This window comes from Stenotrophomonas sp., assembly GCF_035634915.1.
In the GTDB taxonomy this organism is placed as follows: Bacteria; Pseudomonadota; Gammaproteobacteria; order Xanthomonadales; family Xanthomonadaceae; genus Stenotrophomonas.
Genome location: NZ_DASQCB010000009.1, coordinates 306320 through 324840, shown reverse-complemented (window position 1 = coordinate 324840; position 18521 = coordinate 306320). Strand labels below are relative to the sequence as shown.

Sequence of the window (18521 nt, the reverse complement as noted above, 5' to 3'; positions counted from 1 at the left end):
GGGTGGAGCCCTTCTGCTGAAAAGGGGGCCGGCCCCTTAGCGGTTGAACCAGCGCAGCTGCCCGCGATGGGCATGCAGGTCCTTTGCCCAGTAGACCAGGGCCACCACCAGTGCAGGCACGATCAGCACGATGGCGATCATCATGCGCGCACCCCAGGCCTTCTGCCCGGCTGGCGCACAGCGCTGCACGAAGCGCTGGCCAGCCATGCTCAGCACCCCCGCGCTGGCCATGGGCAGCACGAGCAGCGCGGTGAATGGATCCCCGGTGGTATTCAACAGCGTGAGATGGAAGGCACCCATCACCGCAGCAACCGCCAGTGGAACGGTCAGGATACGCAACCCCGGCAGGAAGGAGGGAGCGTGCTCCGGCAGTGATTGCCAGCGAATGAGCGCACGCATCGATCGCGTTGTCAGCCACAGGCCAGGGGCCAGCAGCACGGCAGTGGCGATGATCAGCGCCGCGCGCTGGCCGCCGTCCAGCGCGCCATCGGCCGAGGCCGGCAGCGGCCAGCTGGCGACCACGCCCCAGGTGCAGAGCAGGCCGAGGACCACGCTGATCACCAGCGCACGCAGGCCACCGGCCTGCCAATGGATGGCATCGCCCTCGCGGCCGAAGCGCGACCAGAACGCCACCTGGCCTGCATCCAGACCCGGTGGCAGGCGCAGGTCGTGCCAGTAGCCGAGCGCCGCCAGCAGGCTGATCGCCTGCTGCGCGCGCGACGGCTGCAGCGTGCTCAGCAGGTTGCGCCAGGCCGGGCGCGGCTCGCGCAGGCTGGGAAGTACATCGCTGCCGGGCACCAGCAGCGTCTCGCTGATGTCCGAGTACCGCCTCGCCAGTGCCGGCGCACCGGCCGGTGACAGCAGCCAGTGCTGCTCGCAGCGGCGCGCCACGGCATCCAGCCAATGCAGGTCCACCCCTTGCACGGGGTCATCCCAGCCGAAGCATTCGGCGAGTGCGTTGAAGGTGGTGCGTGGCAGGGCTGGTTCGTGCGTCACCAGCCGCTGCAGCAGGGCGTGGCCGATGTGATGCTTGCCGCGCAGTGACCACAGTTCCGGTTGCTGCTGCAGGGCCTGCTGCAGCAGGGCCGCATCGCCGCGGCCGGCCACTGCCAGCAGCTGTGCGGCGACGGCATCGTGGTCCACGTCGTCCGTCGATGCCTGCGGCGCGACACCTTCCGCTGCCGGCGCTGCATTCCCGCCCAGCTGCGCCAACGCGGCCTGGTAGGCGGCGTGCAGCTGCTGGAATGCCACCGGGTCATCTTCGGGCCGCGTGAGCCGCAGCTGCTTTGCATAGGCGCGCTTGATGGCGCGTTCGTCGGCATCGGCATCCAGCCCGAGCCGCTGCATCCAGTCACTCATCCGCGCCGACCCAGCACGTTGCGCCAGACGTCCCAGCCCCAGAACACCAAGGCGGCCACCAGCGCCAGTTCGGCATGCAGCATGCCCAACATCAGCAGCTTCACGAAGGGCAGCATGGCCAGCAGCATCCACCCGTTGAAGTGGATTTCCAGCTGGCTGCGTCGCCACCAGCGCCAGACCGCCAGGCCCAGCACCGGCCACGCCAGCAGGGTGCCCGCCGAACGCAGGTTCCACCCATGCATCATCATCGCCGCCACGGCCACCAGCAGCGGCACCGGCAGCAGCGCCACCCGCGGTGATCGGGACAGTTGCTCGTCCTGCACCTGCCAGTGCAGGAAGGTCTGCACGACGGGGGCGACCGTGCCCAGCAGCGCCAGCCCCAGCCCGGCGTACAACGCTACCCGTGCGTAGGTGGCGATCGGATGGATGCCTGCAACGCTGCTATCCGTGGCCAATCGGCCCAGCACGCCCACCGCCAGTACCAGCAGCGCGGCGATGACCGCGCACGCGACGCCGCGCAGCAGGCCCTGCAGGAGCCGTTCGCGGTTCAAGCGGTGCATTGCGCCGATCTCGCGCCAGAACGCGACCTGGCGGGCCTGCAGCGGTGCTGGAACCTGATCGGCATCATCGATGCCCAGTGCGTCCAGGGTCTGGTTGAGGTCGCGTCCGCGCTGGGGTGACACGGAGGTCAGCAGTGCCTGCCAGTGATTCCATGGACGCGACAGCCAATCCATGTGCGCGCGGGCCGTTGCCGGCGGGTCGGGCAGGTCATGGCGCTGCAGCAGGTCGGCCAGACGATGGTGGTTGCCTGGCTGCACGATCCATCGTCGGTGCATCTGCAGGCGCAGTGCATCCAGCGCATAGGGGTCCACGCTGCTGCCGATCTCGTCCCAGCCGAACACTTCGGCCAGCAGATCAAGGTTGTCAGCCTGCACCGGCTCAGCGCTGCAGAACAACGCTTCCAGCAGGGCATCGCCGATCCGCGCTTTCCACTGCAGCGCCCACAGTTCCGGTTGTTGTGCCAGCCACGCCTGCAGCGTTTCCGGCTGCTGCTGAATCGCTTCGGCCAGGATGCGGTCAGCGACGGCTTCCACGTCCATGCCAGCAGTAGATTGCACGGGTTCGACCGCCGACGCTGAGGATTGCAGCGGCGCGTCCGGTTCGCTGCCGGACCATGCTGCGTCCTGTGGATCGCGATCCCTCGCCCATGCCAGTGCGGCCTGGTAGGCCTCATGCAGCTGCTGGAACGCGACCGGGTCATCGTCGGGGCGGGTGACCCGCAGGCGCTGCGCGTAGGCGCGCTTGATCGCACGTTCGTCGGCGTCCTGGTCCAGCTCCAGCACCTCCAGGCCCCAACTCATGCGTCGCGCTCCAGCATGTCCAGTGCCTGCGACAGTTCGCGGCGCTGCTGTTCGATGTGGTGCGGGTCCTGGCCGTCCAGGGCGTGGCTGAACTGCATCAGCCAGCCCTGCAGCGTGTCGCGGTGGTGGATGAACTCCTCGTACAGGCGTTCGGCGCGGGCCACCACGGCCAGGTTCTGCTGGCTGTCGCGCGGGTGGATCTTCAGGTCCTGCAGGGCGGCCAGGCGCTGCTGGATCTCCTCGGCCGACAGCAGGCCCGGGTTCTGTTCCAGGATCAGCTCGTGGCGCAGGCCCGTGGCATCTTCGGTGACCTCCACCTGCAGCAGGCCGTTGATGTCGTAGGTGAAGCGGGTGGTGATTCCGCGCTGTTCCATCGGCGCACGATGGGTCAACGGCACGCGCAGCTCGCCCAGCTTGATGTTGCGGTCCACGGTCGGGCTTTCGCCCTGGTAGATGTCGATCACGACTTCGCGCTGGCTCTCATGGATCGGGAAGAACTGATCCTCGCGGCTGACCGGCACCACGCTGTTGCGCTGGATGATCGGGTGGAAATAGCCGCCGCGCGATTGCCCGTCGGCGGTGCGGCGCGATACCTGGGTGCCCAGCGTGTAGGGGCAGACATCGGTCAGCACCACTTCGCGCAGGGCCTCGTTGCGTCCCTTCAGCCCGGCGGCGACGGTGGCACCCAGAGCGATGGCATGGTCCGGGTGGACGTGGCGCAGTGGCAGCCGGCCGAACATGCGGGTGACCAGGCGGCTGACCATCGGCATGCGCACCGCACCGCCCACCAGCACGATGTCGTCCAGTGCGTCCGGCTGCAGCCGGGCATCGCGGATGGCCCGCTCGATCGGCCCGCGCATGCGCTGCAGCAGCGGATCGCACAGGCGGGCGAATCCGGCCTCGTCCAGTTCCCAGCGCAGCTGGCGTTCGCCCAGGGTCAGTTCCAGCGTGCTGCTGCCGCTATGGCTCAGCTCGCGCTTGAAGCGTTCCAGGTGACGCAGCAGCTGCGCCTTTTCACTGTCTGCCAGCGTGGCCAGGTCCAGGCGCTGGTCGGCCAGCAGGGCATCGAGCAGCACGCGCGAGAAATCCTCGCCGCCCAGGAAGTTGTCACCGGCGCTGGCATGCACTTCGACCACGCCGTCGAACAGTTCCAGGATCGACACATCGAAGGTACCGCCGCCCAGGTCCAGCACCAGCACCCGGCCTTCGCCCTCGCGCTGCTGCAGGCCATAGGCCAGCGCGGCGGCGGTGGGTTCGTTGATCAGGCGCTCGACACGGACACCGGCCAGTTCGCCGGCCGTGCGCGTGGCCTTGCGCTGCGCATCGGAGAAGTACGCCGGTACGCTGATCACCGCCTCTTCCACCTTCTGCCCCAGGGCGGCCTCGGCGTCGGCCAGCAGCGAACGCAGCACCAGCGCCGACAGCTCCTCGGGGCGAAAGCTGCGGTTTCCCAGGCGGGTCTGCCGGTCGGTGCCCATCCAGCGTTTGAAGTTCGCCACCGTATGCGCAGGATGGCTGACCAGGCGGTCGCGCGCCGGCTGCCCGACCAGCACCGCGCCATCGGCCAGGCTGACCACCGAAGGCGTCAGCAGCTCGCCGTGTGCGTTGGGGAACAGCCGCCCGCCGCCCGCCTCGTAGATGCCCACCAGCGAATGGGTGGTGCCCAGGTCGATACCGACGATCATGCTGCTTCCCTGACTGCATGTGATGGAACATTGATTGTAGGCCGACAAGGTGGCTGATGAACGCGCCACCCCAACCATCGGCCGTTGCCCCACCGGCCCCCAGCGGCTATGGTCCCGGGCTGTTCTGTACTGCCGGAAACGCCGATGCCTGCCCGCAAAACCCTTCCTGCCGCCCTGGCCCTGGGCCTGACCCTCGCCGCAGGCGCCCATGCCGATGAAGGCATGTGGATGCCGACCCAGCTGCCGGAGCTGGCCAAGCCGCTGAAGGCGGCCGGTTTCAAGGGCGACCCGGCCGAGCTGGCCAACGTCACCGCGCCGCCACTGAGTGCCGTGGTGCGTGCCGGCGGTGGCACCGCTTCGTTCGTTTCCGCCGACGGCCTGCTGCTGACCAACCACCATGTGGCGATGGGCGTGATCCAGTACAACAGCTCGCCCGAGCACGACCTCATCAACGGCGGCTTCATTGCCCAGGGCCGTGCCGATGAGCGCCCGGCCAATCCCGACTTCCGCGTGCTGGTCACTGTCGGCTTCGACAAGGTGACCGACCAGGTGCTGGCCCAGGCCCGCGGCAAGACCGGCCGCGCCTACTTCGACGCCGTCGATGCGGCCAGCAAGCAGATCGTGGCCGAGTGCGAGAAGGACGGCAGCGTGCGCTGCTCGGTGGCCAACATGTACTACGGCACCGATTTCTACCGCATTGCCCAGCTGGAACTGAGCGACGTGCGCCTGGTCTACGCGCCGCCGCGCGCGATCGGCAACTACGGTGATGAGATCGACAACTTCATGTGGCCGCGCCACACCGGCGATTTCACCCTGCTGCGTGCCTACGTGGGCAAGGACGGCAAGCCGGCCGCCTACAGCAAGGACAACGTGCCCTACCAGGCACCGGCGCACCTGCAGATGTCGGTGGAAGGCCCGAAGGAAGGCGACTACGCGATGCTGGCCGGTTACCCGGGCATCACCTACCGCCACCGCACCGCCGCCGAATTCGCCGGCCAGATCGACACCGTGCTGCCGCGCCGTGTCTCGGTGTTCCAGCAGATGATCGACACCATCGAGGCGGCCAGCGCCAACGATGCGCAGGCACGTACCCGCTACGCCTCGCAGCTGCAGTCGCTGAAGAACAACCGCAAGCGCGCCGCCGGTGAGCTGGAAGGCCTGCTGCGCAGCGATGCCAAGGCCCAGCGTGCGGCCGACGAAGGCGCCATGCTGGCGGCCACCGACCGCAAGTACCAGGCCGACATCAAGGCGCTGCTGGCCAACCTGTCGCAGGGTGCGGCGGTGGGCGAGCGCGACCTGCTGCTGGACCAGATGGCCCTGCAGACCCAGTTGCTGCGCTCGGCGCTGCTGCTGGAACGCCTGCGCATCGAATCGACCAAGCCGGACGCGCAGCGCGAAACCGGCTACCAGCAGCGCGACCAGGCGATGATCGAGGGCGTGCTCAAGCAGGTACAGCGCCGTTATGCGCCGGAAGTGGAGAAGGCCCTGCTGACGAGCCTGCTGACCCGCTACCAGCAGCTGCCGGACGCGCAGCGCGTGGCCGAGTTCGATACCGCCTTCGGCCGTACCCCCGCGCAGCTGGCCAAGGCCCTGGACGGCCTGTACGCCGGCACCCAGCTGGGTGACGAGGCACAGCGCCTGTCCCGCTTTGCCGCCGCCCGCGAAGGCAAGGCCCTGGCGGCCGATCCGCTGATCGCCGTGGCCGGCCCGCTGGTGGCCGCGCAGCTGCGCATCGAGAACGAGAGCAAGACCCGCGAAGGCGAGCAGCTGCGCCTGCGCCCGGCCTACATGCAGGCGCTGTTCGCCTGGCGTGCCAAGCAGGGTCGCGCGGTGTACCCCGATGCCAACCGCACCCTGCGCATCAGCTACGGCAAGGTGGAAGCGCTGCACCCGCGTGACGGCGTGACCTACGCACCGGTGACCACCGTGGCCGGCATCGTCGAGAAGAACACCAACGCCTATCCGTTCGATGCGCCCAAGCCGCTGCTGGCGGCCATCGCCAAGGGTGATTTCGGCAGCACCGCCGACCCGGCGCTGAAGACCCAGACGGTCAACTTCCTGACCAACCTGGACACCACCGGCGGCAACTCCGGCTCGCCGGTACTCAATGCCAAGGGTGAACTGATCGGCCTGAACTTCGACAGTAACTGGGAATCGGTCAGCGCCAGCTGGTGGTTCGACCCGCGCTTCAAGCGTGCCGTGCACGTGGACATGCGCTACCTGCGCTGGCTGCTGGCCAAGGTCTACCCGGCGCCGGAGCTGCTGAAGGAAATGGGCGTGCCGGCCCAGTAAGAAGCCGGCCACGACCAACGGTCGCGGCCCGCACCGCGTAGGCCCCCACCTTGGTGGGGGTGGTTGCCCCCAACGAGCCCGTACACCTGGCCACGCCTGGCCTACACTGCGGGTTCCTCTGACGGAAACGCGCGCGTGGTCTCCAGCTGGATCCTGCTGCTGGTCTCGGTTGCCTATGCCGCGCTGCTGTTCGGCGTGGCGTGGTGGGGCGACCGTCGGCCGATGTACCCCGACCGGCCCTGGCTGCGGCCGGTCGTCTACAGTCTTGCCCTGGCTGTGTACTGCTCGTCGTGGACCTTCTACGGCGCGGTCGGCACGGCAGTGCGCCATGGCATCGGCTTCCTGCCGATCTACATCGGCCCGCTGCTGATGCTGCTGTTCGGCTGGCGCATCATCGAGCGGCTGGCGCTGGTGGCGCGCAGCCAGAACGTGGTGTCCATTGCCGATTTCATCTCCTCGCGCTTCGGCCGGTCGCGGCGACTGGCCGCGCTGGTGGCGATCATCGCCCTGATCGGCATCGTTCCGTACCTGGCCCTGCAGTACAAAGCAGTGGCGATGAGCCTGCAGGTGCTGACCGGCAACACCGGCCCCACCGGCTTCTTCACCGACCCGGCGCTGTATGTGGCGCTGCTGATGGCCCTGTTCGCCACCCTGTTCGGCACCCGCCAGGTCGATGCCACCGAGCACCACCACGGCATGATGCTGGCCATCGCGTTCGAATCGGTCATCAAGCTGCTGGCGATGCTGGCGGTGGGCGTGTTCGCCTATTTGTGGTTGAGCAACCGTACCGATGCGGTGGTGCAGTCGGTGCATACCCTGTTCACCGGCCTGCCGCCGGTGGGTTTCATCTCGCAGACGCTGCTCAGTTTCCTGGCCATCATCTGCCTGCCGCGGCAGTTCCACGTGGCGGTGGTCGAGTGTGGCGACGTACGCGACGTGCGCCGCGCACGCTGGATGTTCGGCGGCTACCTCGTGCTGATCTCGGCGATGGTGCTGCCGATCGCCACCGCCGGCGTCACCCTGTTCGGCACCGGTGGCAGTGTTGCCGACGATGCGATGGTGCTGGCCCTGCCGCTGGCTGAGGGCCGCAACGCGCTGGCCCTGGTGGCCTATGTGGGTGGCTTCTCGGCGGCGACCGGCATGGTCATCGTGGCTTCCATCGCGCTGGCCACGATGGTCAGCAACGACCTGGTGATGCCGGTGCTGCTGCGCCGCAGTGGTGACCACCAGGAGGCGGCCGACATGGCTTCGCGCGTGCTGTGGATCCGCCGCATGGCGATCCTGCTGCTGGCGCTGATGGCCTACAGCTACTACCGCAGCAGCAGCAACGACAGCACCCTGGCCTCCTATGGCCTGATGGCCTTCGCGGCCGTGGCGCAGTTCGCGCCGGGCCTGATCGGCGGGCTGTACTGGCGTGGCGCCAGCCGCCGTGGCGTCGAGGCCGGCATGGTGCTGGGCTTTGCCACCTGGATGTACACCCTGCTGCTGCCCGCAATGACCATGGCTGGCTGGGTGGACGCGACCTGGGTGCAGCATGGACCGTTCGGCGTGGAGTGGCTGCGACCGCAGCAGCTGTTCGGCATGACCGGCTGGGACCCGCTCACCCACGGAACGTTCTGGTCGCTGCTGGTGAACGCGGCCACGATGATGCTGGTGTCCGCGCGCTGGCGCCCCGGCGTGGACGAGCGCCTGCGCGCCGCGCCCTTCCTCGACCCCTATGCCGAGCGGCCGTCGGTGGCCGGCGGCTGGCCGGGCCATGTGCACGTGGGCGATCTGCTGGCGCTGGCCTCGCGCGTGGTCGGCGAGCGCCATGCACGGCGTTCGTTCTACGAACAGGCGCAGTCGCTGGACCGCGAACTGCAATCGTCGGCACCGGCCGACCGCCCCTGGGTCCAGTTCACCGAGCGCCTGCTGGCGGCCTCGATCGGTGCCGCCTCTGCGCGCCTGCTGTTGACCAGCCTGCTGCGCGGCTCGGGCATGGATCTGGGCGAAGTAGTGGCGGTGCTGGATGAAGCGGGGCAGGAGCTGCGCTTCAACCGCGAGATCCTGTCCACCACGCTGGAAAACATCAGCGCAGGTGTCAGCGTGGTCGACCCCGACATGCGCCTGACCGCCTGGAACCGCCGCTACCAGGACATGTTCGGCTACCCCGACGGCATGCTGTACGTGGGCCGGCCGGTGGCCGATCTGATCCGTTACAACGCCGAACGCGGTGAACTGGGCGAGGGCGATATCGAGGTGCAGATCAACCGCCGCATCGGCTACATGCGCGCCGGTTCACCGCACGTGTTCGAGCGCACCCGCAGCGACGGCAAGGTGATCGAGATGCGCGGCCAGGCACTGCCCGGCGGCGGCTACGTGACCAGCTACAACGACATCACCGACTACAAGCACGCGGAAAAAGCGCTGCTGGAAGCCAACGAAACGCTGGAACAGCGGGTGGCCGAACGCTCGCACGAAGCCGAAGTCGCGCAGCAGTCGAAGACCCGCTTCCTGGCGGCGATCAGCCATGACGTGCTGCAGCCGCTGAATGCCGCGCGCCTGTTCGCCTCGGCATTGCGTGACAGCGACCATGTGAGCGATGAGCAGAAGCACCTGGCCGAGCGCGTGGATGCCTCGCTGCGTGCGGCCGAGGAACTGCTGGATGGCCTGCTGGACGTCTCGCGGCTGGATGCCGGCGGCCTGCACCCGGTGATCGGCGAGTTCGACGTGAGTGCGCTGATGCGCGAACTGGCCGCGCAGTACACGCCGGTAGCCGCTGGCCGTGGCCTGCGCCTGGACCTGTTTGCACGCACCACCTGGGTCCGCAGCGACCGCCGCCTGCTGCGCCGCGTACTGCAGAATTTCCTGGCCAATGCGCTGCGCTACACGCGCCAGGGCCGCATCGTGCTGGCCGTGCGCCAACGCGGCGATGAAGTGGAACTGCAGGTGTGGGACACCGGCCCGGGCATCCCCGAGCACCACATGCGGCAGATCTTCGATGAGTTCCATCGTTACCAGCAGCCGTTCGACTGGGGCGAGCAGGGGCTGGGCCTGGGCCTGTCGATCTGCCAGCGCATATCGCGCCTGCTCGACCATCGCCTCAATGCGCGCAGCCGGGTCGGCAGCGGGTCGATGTTCTCGATCATCCTGCCGCGCGTGGCGCCGCTGCCGGGCTATTCCGAACCCCTGCTGCCTGCACAGGCCGCCGCGCCCCCGGTGCGCAGCGACTCGCTGGCCGGCCTGCGCGTGCTGTGCGTGGACAACGACGAGGAGATCCTCGACGGCATGCGCGCGCTGCTGGGCCGCTGGCAGGTGCAGGTGATCACCGCATCCACCGTGGACCAGGCGCTGCAGAAGGTGGCCGAGCAGCCGCAGGTGATGCTGGTGGACTACCACCTGCACGACCGCATGGATGGCTTGGACGCGCTGGTGGCGCTGCGCGAAGCCGCCGGCTACCCGTTGCCGGGCGCGCTGCTGACTGCCGACGGCCGCGATGAACTGAAGCGCATGGCACGCGAGCGTGGCTACCGCGTGCTGACCAAGCCGATCAAGCCGGCCTCGCTGCGCGCCTTCCTCGGCGCGCTGCGCGACGCGAGGTAGTGCCGGCCGCTGGCCGGCAACCCCGCAATTCCGCAATCCTCAACACGTTACGCCACGCCGTGCAGGTGTTCGTACAGGATCGTCGAACCGATGATGACCAGGATCACGCCGCCGATGATCTCGGCGCGCTTGCCCACCATGCTGCCCAGCACACGGCCAAGCATGATGCCGGCGGTCACCATGGTCAGCGTGCACAGGCCGATGACCGCAGCCATCACGCCGATATGCACGTCCATGAAGGCCAGGCCGATGCCCACGGCCATCGCGTCGATGCTGGTGGCGAAACCAGTCAGTGCCAGCTTCCAGAAACCATGGTGCTGCGAGGGATCCTCATCCTCTTCGCCGCTGTCCGGGCGCACGCCGTTGATGATCATGTGCACACCCAGCGCAACCAGCAGGCCGAAGGCGATCCAGTGGTCGAAGGCTTCGACGTACTGCAGGGCGGCGCGGCCGAGCAACCAGCCGATGATGGGCGTGATCGCCTCGATGACGCCGAAGATGATGCCGGCGCGGAGTGCATCGCGGAATACCGGCTTGCGCATGGCCGCACCCTTGCCGATCGCGGCAGCGAAGGCATCGGTGGACATGGCAAAGCCGATCAGGAGGATCGAAACAGGAGACATTGGCGGCTGCTGAAGGTCGGGCAAGGACGGACACACGGCTCGCGCTCGCGCCCAACCTGACGTTGCGCGCGCGGGCCGCTGGTCTCGCCAACCATCATGGTTGTCCACGCCACGGCGCACTGGCCGAGTATGTTGACGTGGACGATTCCTGCGTAGGAATCCGGCTACTCCCCAAGGGGACGCGAAGCTTAGCACCGTGATCCGCGCGTGGCGCATTTCCGGGCAAACGCGCAGGCAGGGCTGGTTTGTATAGCGATGGCTATATCGCCAGCGCAGCGGCGCCTGGTAGTGCCGGCCGCTGGCCGGCAGGTGCGTGGGTGGAAGCGTGCCAAGCAAGCTTGGCACCTACCAGAGCGGTTTCAAGCGGTGTCTGGCGAATGCCGGCCAGCGGCCGACATTACCTTCAGTCTTCTTCCGGCGGCAGCACGATGGCGTCGTCGTCGATCGCCAGCTTGCCGGCCATCAGCACGGCCTGGGTGCGGTTGGTTACGCCGAGCTTGCGCAGGATGGCGGTGACGTGGGCCTTGATCGTGGCCTCGGAGACATTGAGGTCGTAGGCGATCTGCTTGTTCAAGCGGCCGGCGCCGAGCATCTGCAGCACGCGGAACTGCTGCGGGGTCAGTTCGCGCAGGCGCTGGCCGACTTCGCGTTCCTCGCTGCCGGTGGGCGGCACGTTGTGCGCCTCCGGCGGTGCCCAGGTTTCGCCATCGAGAATGGTGCCCAGCGCGTGGCCGATGGTGTCCGAGTCGGCCGACTTGGGAATGAAGCCGAGCGCGCCATGGTCGAGCGCGCGGCGCATCACGGTTGCTTCTTCGCGCGCGGATACCACCACCACCGGCAGGTGCGGGTGCAGTGAGCGCATGTGCACCAGCGCGTTGAAACCCTGCGCGCCGGGCATGTTGAGGTCCATCAGGACCAGGTCGGCGTCGTTGTGCTGGTCGGCCAGCGCGTACAGCGCTTCCACGCTGTCGGCCTCGAACAGCTGCACGCCCGGGATGACCCGCTGCACGGCCCCTCGCAGGGCTTCGCGGAACAACGGGTGGTCATCGGCAATCAGGAGGGTGGTCATGGGTCGAGCTTATCGATCAGGAAAAGGAGCGACGTGACGGCCGGCACGGGACGGGTCGGACGTCGCCGGGTCCCTCCCCCCGGCGTCGTCCCTGGCGCGTCCCGCGCCTGCCTTCATGCCATCAGCGGACCTTGCGCTCGTCCACCAGCGACGCCACGACCGACGGATCGGCCAGGGTCGAGGTGTCGCCAAGCTGGTCCGGCGCGTTCTCGGCGATCTTGCGCAGGATGCGGCGCATGATCTTGCCCGAACGCGTCTTGGGCAGGCCCGGCGCCCACTGCAGGTGGTCGGGCGTGGCGATGGGGCCGATTTCCTTGCGCACCCATGCCACCAGTTCCTTGTGCAGTTCGTCGCTGGGGGCCTCATCGGCCACCAGGGTCACGTAGGCGTAGATGCCCTGGCCCTTGACGTCGTGCGGGAAGCCGACAACGGCGGCCTCGGCCACCTTCGGGTGCGAAACCAGCGCGCTTTCCACTTCAGCGGTGCCGATGCGGTGGCCGGACACGTTGATCACATCGTCCACGCGGCCGGTGATCCAGTAGTAGCCGTCCTCATCGCGGCGGCAACCGTCGCCGGTGAAGTAGCTGCCCGGGTAGGTGCGGAAATACGTATCGATGAAGCGCTGGTGGTCGCCATACACCGTGCGCATCTGGCCAGGCCAGGAATCACGGATGATCAGGTTGCCCTCGGTCGGGCCGTCCTGCACTTCGCCATCGGCATTGACCAGCGCCGGCTGTACGCCGAAGAAGGGCAGGGTGGCCGAACCTGGCTTGAGATCCATCGCGCCTGCCAGCGGCGAGATGAGGATGCCGCCGGTCTCGGTCTGCCACCAGGTATCGACGATCGGGCAGCGGCTGTCGCCGACCACCTCGTAGTACCAGCGCCAGGCTTCCGGGTTGATCGGCTCGCCGACGCTGCCGAGCAGGCGCAGCGACGCGCGCGAGGTCTTCTTCACCGGCTCCTCGCCCTCGCGCATCAGGGCGCGGATGGCGGTGGGGGCGGTGTAGAAGATCGACACCTTGTGCTTGTCGATCACGTTCCAGAAGCGCGAGGTATCCGGGTAGTTCGGTACGCCTTCGAACATCAGCGAGGTCGCGCCGTTGGCCAGCGGGCCGTACACGATGTAGCTGTGGCCGGTGACCCAGCCGACGTCGGCGGTGCACCAGTAGATGTCGTCCTCGCGCAGGTCGAACACCGCTTCATGGGTGTAGGCCGCGTACAGCAGATAGCCGCCGGTGGTGTGCAGCACGCCCTTCGGCTTGCCGGTGGAACCGGAGGTATAGAGGATGAACAGCGGGTCTTCCGCGTTCATGCGCTCGGGTTCGCAGGTGGACGGCTGGCTGTCCACCACGTCATGGAACCAGCGGTCGCGCGGCGCCTGCATGTCGACCGCGCCGCCGGTGTGACGCACCACCAGTACGGTTTCCACCGTATTGGTGCCGGGCAGCTTCAGCGCAGCATCGACGTTGGCCTTCAGCGGAATCTTGCGACCACCGCGCAGGCCTTCGTCGGCGGTGATGATCAGCTTGCTCTGGCAGTCGCTCACGCGGTCGGCGATCGAGTTCGGGGCAAAGCCGCCGAACACCACCGAGTGGATGGCACCGATGCGCGCGCAGGCCAGCATCGCCACGGCGGCGTCGACGATCATCGGCAGGTAGATGGTGACCCGATCGCCCTTCCTGACGCCCAGGCTGCGCAGCGCGTTGCCGAGGCGGCAGGTGCGCTCGTACAGCTCGCGGTAGGTCACGTGCTGGGCCGGCGCGTCCGGGCTGTCCGGTTCGAACAGCAGGGCAGTCTTGTCGCCACGCTTCTCCAGCTGGCGGTCCAGGCAGTTCACGCTGGCGTTGAGTTCGCCGTCCTCGAACCACTTGATGCGGAAATCGGCCAGGTCGTAGCTGACGTTCTTGATCTTCGTCGGCCTGCGCATCCAGTCCAGACGCTCGGCGGCCTCGCCCCAGAACGCGTCCGGGTCGGATACCGAGGCCTGGTACTGCTGCTGGTAAGACGTCTTGTCGATGCGTGCCTTGGCGGCGAACTGCGGATCGACGGGGTAGATATCAGCCATGGCACCCTCACTTGCACGTTGACTTTGTATGTGCGGTCGCAGCATCGCAACGACCCTCCACCATCAGTTTGCCCCATCCACCCCCGGCCGCGTTACCGCCGCGCTTAGACCATGGTCGAAAGTCAGCGCCCTGAAGGCCCGGGTTCGACCAATGGCGAATACCGCTATACATGAACGCCCCGCAGTCTCGGCTCGACCGTGCCCCACGCGCGGCATCACCTTGCCACTTGGGAGAGAGGGCAACATGAGCCACCGTACGTTGAAAGCCGTGCGCAAACCTTTGGCGGCCTGCCTGCTGGTCGCCCTGGTCGCACCGGGCATGGCGTTCGCAGAGACCGCCAAAGAGAAAGCGCTGGAAGCACGCGTTGCCGAACTGGAGCGCCAGGTCCAGGCGCTGCTGTCGTCGCAGCAGCAACAACAGACCCAGATCGTCCAGACCCAGCAGGCGGTGACCGACGTCCGCGCCGTGCAGGCCGAGCAGAAGCCGGCAGCACAGGTACCGGCGGGCAAGCAGCCGATCCAGGTCACCACCATCACCCCGGGCGCCGCGCCGGGCACCACGGTCAAGATCGGCGGCTTCATCAAGGCCGATTTCCTGGCCACGCAGACCGGCGATGGCCAGCTGGCCGACGACGCCACCGGTCGCGCGCTGTACCTGCCGGGCCAGACTCCGGTCGCCGGTGCCGGCGGTTCGGGCAAGCGCTCGGACGTGGACTACAACGCCCACGCCAAGTTCTCGCGCTTCAACCTGGGCATCGACAACGTGAGTGAATCGGGCAACAAGGCCGGTGCGTTCTTCGAAATGGACTTCTTCGGCAATTCGCTGGGCAACCAGACCGCCACCAACACCTACGGCGTGACCCTGCGCCACGCCTACATGTACTGGAACAACTGGCTGGCCGGCCAGACCTGGTCCAACTTCATGGATGCCGGCGCGCTGCCTGAGGCGGTGGACTTCGTCGGCCCGACCGACGGCGTGGTGTTCGTGCGCCAGGCCCAGGTGCGCTACACCCAGGGGGGCTTCAGCGTTGCCCTGGAAAACCCGGAAACCACCACCCTCACCGGTACCCGCAACCCGATCACCGGTGTGTGGACCAACGCCAGCGCCAACTCCGACCGCGGCAGCCTGCCCGACCTGACGATGCGTTACGGCTGGAAGGGCGACTGGGGCACCTTCGGCGTCGGCGGCATTGTCCGCCAGCTGAAAGTGGACAACCAGGCCACCGGCGCCAAGGCCGACAAGGTGGCCGGCGGCCTGACCCTGGGCGGCAAATGGGTGATGGGTGGCAGCGATTCGCTGCACTACCAGCTGACCGGTGGCGAGGGCATTGCCCGTTACATCGGCCTGGGCGTCACTGCGGATACCGCCTATGACATCGCCCGCGATGAACTGAACCCGACCGGCGTGCTGGCCGGCTATGTGGGCTGGCGCCATGCCTTCTCGCCGAAGCTGCGCACCAACCTGATCTACGCCCGCAGCGACTACGACAACGATGGCAGCCTGGGGCCGCTGGTGACCAAGAGCGTGCAGAGCATCCGCGGCAACATCTTCTACACGCCGATGCCCAAGGTCGATATCGGTGCCGAGTACATGTATGGCGTGCGTGAGATCGAGGACGGCCGCAAGGGCGACATCAACCGCCTGCAGTTCACCACGAAGTACAGCTTCTAGTTGAGTGCCGACCAAGGGTCGGCACCTACCAGACCACGGAGCCGATCAACGGTCGGCACCTGCCAGAACAGGGATCCGGCCAACGGTCGGCACCTACCAACAACGATTGCTTCGGAGGGGAAGCGTCTCATGTCCAGCACACCCGGTACCGCGCACAACGCCGCGGGCAGCCTGACCCAAGGCCATAAAAAGGTCATCTTCGCATCGAGCCTCGGCACGGTGTTCGAGTGGTATGACTTCTTCCTGTACGGCTCGCTTGCCGCCATCATCGCCAAGCAGTTCTTCAGTGGTTTCAATGAAACCACCAGCATGATCTTTGCTCTGCTGGCCTTCGCCGCCGGCTTCTTCGTGCGTCCGTTCGGCGCGGCCTTCTTCGGCAGCCTCGGCGATCGCATCGGCCGCAAGTACACCTTCCTGGTCACCATCCTCATCATGGGCATCTCGACCTTCCTGGTCGGCGTGCTGCCCAACTACGCCACGATTGGTTTTGCCGCTCCGGTCATCCTGATCGTGCTGCGCCTGGCCCAGGGCCTGGCGATGGGCGGTGAGTACGGCGGTGCCGCAACCTACGTGGCCGAGCACGCCCCGGATGACAAGCGCGGCCTGTACACCAGCTTCATCCAGTGCACGGCCACGCTCGGCCTGTTCATGTCGCTGCTGATCATCCTGGCCTGCCGCTACTTCCTGGGCAACGAAGCCTTCGAAGCCTGGGGCTGGCGCATTCCGTTCCTGGTCTCGATCCTGCTGCTGGGCATTTCGGTGTGGATCCGTCTGCAGCTGAGCGAATCGCCGCTGTTCCAGCAGATGAAGGCCGAAGGCAAGGGTTCCAAGACCCCGTTCCGTGACAGCCTGAAGGGCGGCAACCTGAAGCTGATGCTGCTGGTCCTGCTGGGTGCTGCGGCCGGCCAGGCCGTGGTCTGGTACGGCGGCCAGTTCTACGCGCTGTTCTTCCTGAGCAGCATGCTGAAGGTCGACGCCACCACCTCCTACCTGCTGATCGCCGCCGCGCTGGCGCTGGGCGTGCCGTTCTTCATCTTCTTCGGCTGGCTGTCCGACCGTATCGGCCGCAAGAAGATCATCCTGGCCGGCTGCCTGCTGGCCGCCATCACCTACATCCCGATCTTCAAGGGCCTGACCCACTTCGCCAACCCGGCCATCGAAGAAGCCCGCAGCAACTCGCCGGCCTTGGTCGTGGCCGATCCGAACACCTGCTCGTTCCAGTTCGATCCGGTCGGCATGCGCAAGTTCACCAGCTCCTGCGACGTGGCCACCGCTGCGCTGACCAAGGCGGGCGTGCCGTACGACGTGCAGCCGGCTGCTGCCGGTTCGCTGGCGATGATCAACGTGGGCAGCGCCAGCGTCACCTCGTACGAGGCTGCTGGCCTGACCAAGGAAGAAGGCAAGGCCAAGGCTGATGCCTTCGGCGCCGAACTGAAGACCGCGCTGACCAGCGCAGGCTATCCGGCCAAGGCCGATGGCGCGCGCATCAACTACGCCGGCACGATCTTCATGCTGTGGCTGCTGGTGCTGTACGTGACCATGGTCTATGGCCCGATCGCCGCCTATCTGGTCGAGCTGTTCCCGACCCGCATCCGCTACACCTCGATGTCGCTGCCGTACCACATCGGCAACGGCTGGTTTGGTGGCTTCCTGCCGGCGATCTCCTTCGCGCTGGTGGCAGGTACCGGCAACCTGTACTACGGCCTGTGGTACCCCATCATCATCGCGCTGATGTCGGTGGTGATCGGCGGCCTGTTCCTGCGTGAAACGAAGAACGTGGACATCACCAAGTAAACGGTGGGTTCAATGCAATGAAGAAAGGCCGCGGTGGAAGCCGCGGCCTTTCTGTTTGTGGGGCGGCGACTCTACCCCCCTACAGCGCCTCTCTCTGCAAAGGCGTGACCTCAAACGTCCCTGCATCGATCAGCTTTCTGTAGTGGTCCCTGTTGCCTGGCCCAGGTGGATCGCAGCGAAGCAGATTGTCGAGGGAGCCATCGGGTGCATCCGAGGGGCTCAGGCGGCCTGAGGCATAGTCCTCTGCGGTAGGGCGCCCCTCAGAAAGGGTCAGGTCGGAAAGGGCCGGAGATACCCAGGCGCCAGCATCATTGAAGTGCCCTCCACAGAACTGCCCGGTCTGACGCGCGAACAGGCAGCCGCTTCGTGTGTCGATGAAACCGCAGTACTGCCTTTCATGCGGAGAACCGCGCCCATCCGGCATGCCAACCTCTCCGGATTCCACATCAGAGACGAGCACATACCGGCCGTCAGGAGACGTCGCCGGATCGAGGTCGTACTCGAACCGGGAGTAAGAGCGCTCGCTCAGTTCCATGCGGCGCACCAGCTTGCCCTGCTTCATCACTGACACGTTCCGGTAGCGACCGTTCTGCTCACCGTCGTATCGGAGTGAGATGTTGCTGCCAGCGGTTACCGATTTTCCGCCGTCAGCCTTCGCATCCTCTGTTGAAGCCAGTGTTGCGAGCACGGCCAAGATCAAGCTCAACAAGTTCATTCTCCAGGAAACCGTCATTTGCAGGCGCGAGCATGCGATGGGTATCAGGGGTTTGTGATGGCCATTTCGGGGCACTCACCTTTCTCCGCCAGCCTTCGCCTCGAGAACTCCTTGAGGCAGAACAAGCGCTGTTCACTCTCATCGCCTGCCTGCCCGATCTCTCTACGCAACTGGTCGGCTCCTGGGCAGCGCGCAGCGCGAGCGACAACGAGGTCAGCCGCATACTTTGGTAGACGAGAAGCAGCTCGAACATGAAGAAAGTACGAAATTGCAGATGTTCTTACGCTCCCAGGATGGAGCTATG

11 protein-coding genes and 1 riboswitch are annotated in these 18521 nt (G+C 66.8%); of the genes, 4 read left to right on the top strand and 7 right to left on the bottom strand.

Annotated features, from left to right (window positions below; all coding sequences use genetic code 11):
- Positions 1-36 precede the first annotated feature (36 nt).
- The 3 genes from VER16_RS07755 to VER16_RS07745 are packed head-to-tail and all read right to left on the bottom strand — an operon-like array spanning position 37 to position 4405.
- Positions 37-1359 carry a hypothetical protein gene (locus VER16_RS07755; protein WP_324806892.1) on the bottom strand — a complete coding sequence of 441 codons (1323 nt, stop codon included), beginning with the start codon at positions 1357-1359 and terminating at the stop codon, positions 37-39.
- Positions 1356-2720, bottom strand: coding sequence for a hypothetical protein (locus VER16_RS07750; RefSeq protein ID WP_324806890.1), 1365 nt, complete (start codon positions 2718-2720; stop codon positions 1356-1358). The genes VER16_RS07755 and VER16_RS07750 overlap by 4 nt, the downstream gene beginning before the upstream one ends.
- Entirely contained in the window at positions 2717-4405 is a 1689-nt protein-coding gene (locus tag VER16_RS07745; protein WP_324806888.1) for a molecular chaperone HscC, read from the bottom strand. Before VER16_RS07745 ends, VER16_RS07750 begins: the two co-directional genes overlap by 4 nt.
- A 144-nt stretch (positions 4406-4549) precedes the next feature.
- On the opposite strand from VER16_RS07745, the gene VER16_RS07740 reads away from it, so the two are divergent.
- Positions 4550-6697, top strand: coding sequence for a S46 family peptidase (locus tag VER16_RS07740; RefSeq protein ID WP_324806886.1), 2148 nt, complete (start codon positions 4550-4552; stop codon positions 6695-6697).
- Between the two features lie 135 nt (positions 6698-6832).
- Entirely contained in the window at positions 6833-10279 is a 3447-nt protein-coding gene (locus tag VER16_RS07735) for a PAS domain-containing hybrid sensor histidine kinase/response regulator (RefSeq protein ID WP_324806884.1), read from the top strand.
- Between the two features lie 47 nt (positions 10280-10326).
- Here VER16_RS07735 and mntP read toward each other — a convergent pair whose 3' ends face one another.
- From mntP to acs, 3 genes are all read right to left on the bottom strand, one after another.
- Positions 10327-10902: a manganese efflux pump MntP gene (gene mntP, locus VER16_RS07730; RefSeq protein ID WP_324806882.1), complete on the bottom strand. Its 576-nt coding sequence runs from the start codon at positions 10900-10902 to the stop codon at positions 10327-10329.
- A 14-nt stretch (positions 10903-10916) separates the two neighbouring features.
- A riboswitch (yybP-ykoY riboswitch) is annotated at positions 10917-11081 on the bottom strand.
- 224 nt (positions 11082-11305) lie between these two features.
- Positions 11306-11971, bottom strand: coding sequence for a response regulator transcription factor (locus tag VER16_RS07725; protein WP_006477308.1), 666 nt, complete (start codon positions 11969-11971; stop codon positions 11306-11308).
- Positions 11972-12092: 121 nt separating this feature from the next.
- The gene (acs, locus tag VER16_RS07720; RefSeq protein WP_324806879.1) at positions 12093-14036 is read right to left on the bottom strand and encodes an acetate--CoA ligase; all 1944 of its coding nucleotides are present in this window, start codon (positions 14034-14036) and stop codon (positions 12093-12095) included.
- 244 nt (positions 14037-14280) lie between these two features.
- Here acs and VER16_RS07715 point away from each other — a divergent pair, with 244 nt between their 5' ends.
- On the top strand, positions 14281-15708 hold the full coding sequence (locus VER16_RS07715) for a DcaP family trimeric outer membrane transporter (RefSeq protein WP_324806877.1): 1428 nt from the start codon (positions 14281-14283) through the stop codon (positions 15706-15708).
- Between the two features lie 129 nt (positions 15709-15837).
- The gene (locus VER16_RS07710; RefSeq protein ID WP_324806875.1) at positions 15838-17502 is read left to right on the top strand and encodes an MFS transporter; all 1665 of its coding nucleotides are present in this window, start codon (positions 15838-15840) and stop codon (positions 17500-17502) included.
- Positions 17503-17581: 79 nt separating this feature from the next.
- Here VER16_RS07710 and VER16_RS07705 read toward each other — a convergent pair whose 3' ends face one another.
- The gene (locus tag VER16_RS07705) at positions 17582-18217 is read right to left on the bottom strand and encodes a hypothetical protein (protein WP_324806873.1); all 636 of its coding nucleotides are present in this window, start codon (positions 18215-18217) and stop codon (positions 17582-17584) included.
- Between the last annotated feature and the right edge of the window lie 304 nt (positions 18218-18521).

Bases quoted from the DNA above. Each gene is read 5' to 3' on its own strand.
- VER16_RS07755 (WP_324806892.1), bottom strand. From the start codon at position 1,359: ATGAGTGACTGGATGCAGCGGCTCGGGCTGGATGCCGATGCCGACGAA.
- VER16_RS07750 (WP_324806890.1), bottom strand. From the start codon at position 2,720: ATGAGTTGGGGCCTGGAGGTGCTGGAGCTGGACCAGGACGCCGACGAA.
- VER16_RS07745 (WP_324806888.1), bottom strand. From the start codon at position 4,405: ATGATCGTCGGTATCGACCTGGGCACCACCCATTCGCTGGTGGGCATC.
- VER16_RS07740 (WP_324806886.1), top strand. From the start codon at position 4,550: ATGCCTGCCCGCAAAACCCTTCCTGCCGCCCTGGCCCTGGGCCTGACC.
- mntP (WP_324806882.1), bottom strand. From the start codon at position 10,902: ATGTCTCCTGTTTCGATCCTCCTGATCGGCTTTGCCATGTCCACCGAT.
- VER16_RS07725 (WP_006477308.1), bottom strand. From the start codon at position 11,971: ATGACCACCCTCCTGATTGCCGATGACCACCCGTTGTTCCGCGAAGCC.
- acs (WP_324806879.1), bottom strand. From the start codon at position 14,036: ATGGCTGATATCTACCCCGTCGATCCGCAGTTCGCCGCCAAGGCACGC.
- VER16_RS07715 (WP_324806877.1), top strand. From the start codon at position 14,281: ATGAGCCACCGTACGTTGAAAGCCGTGCGCAAACCTTTGGCGGCCTGC.
- VER16_RS07710 (WP_324806875.1), top strand. From the start codon at position 15,838: ATGTCCAGCACACCCGGTACCGCGCACAACGCCGCGGGCAGCCTGACC.
- VER16_RS07705 (WP_324806873.1), bottom strand. From the start codon at position 18,217: ATGAACTTGTTGAGCTTGATCTTGGCCGTGCTCGCAACACTGGCTTCA.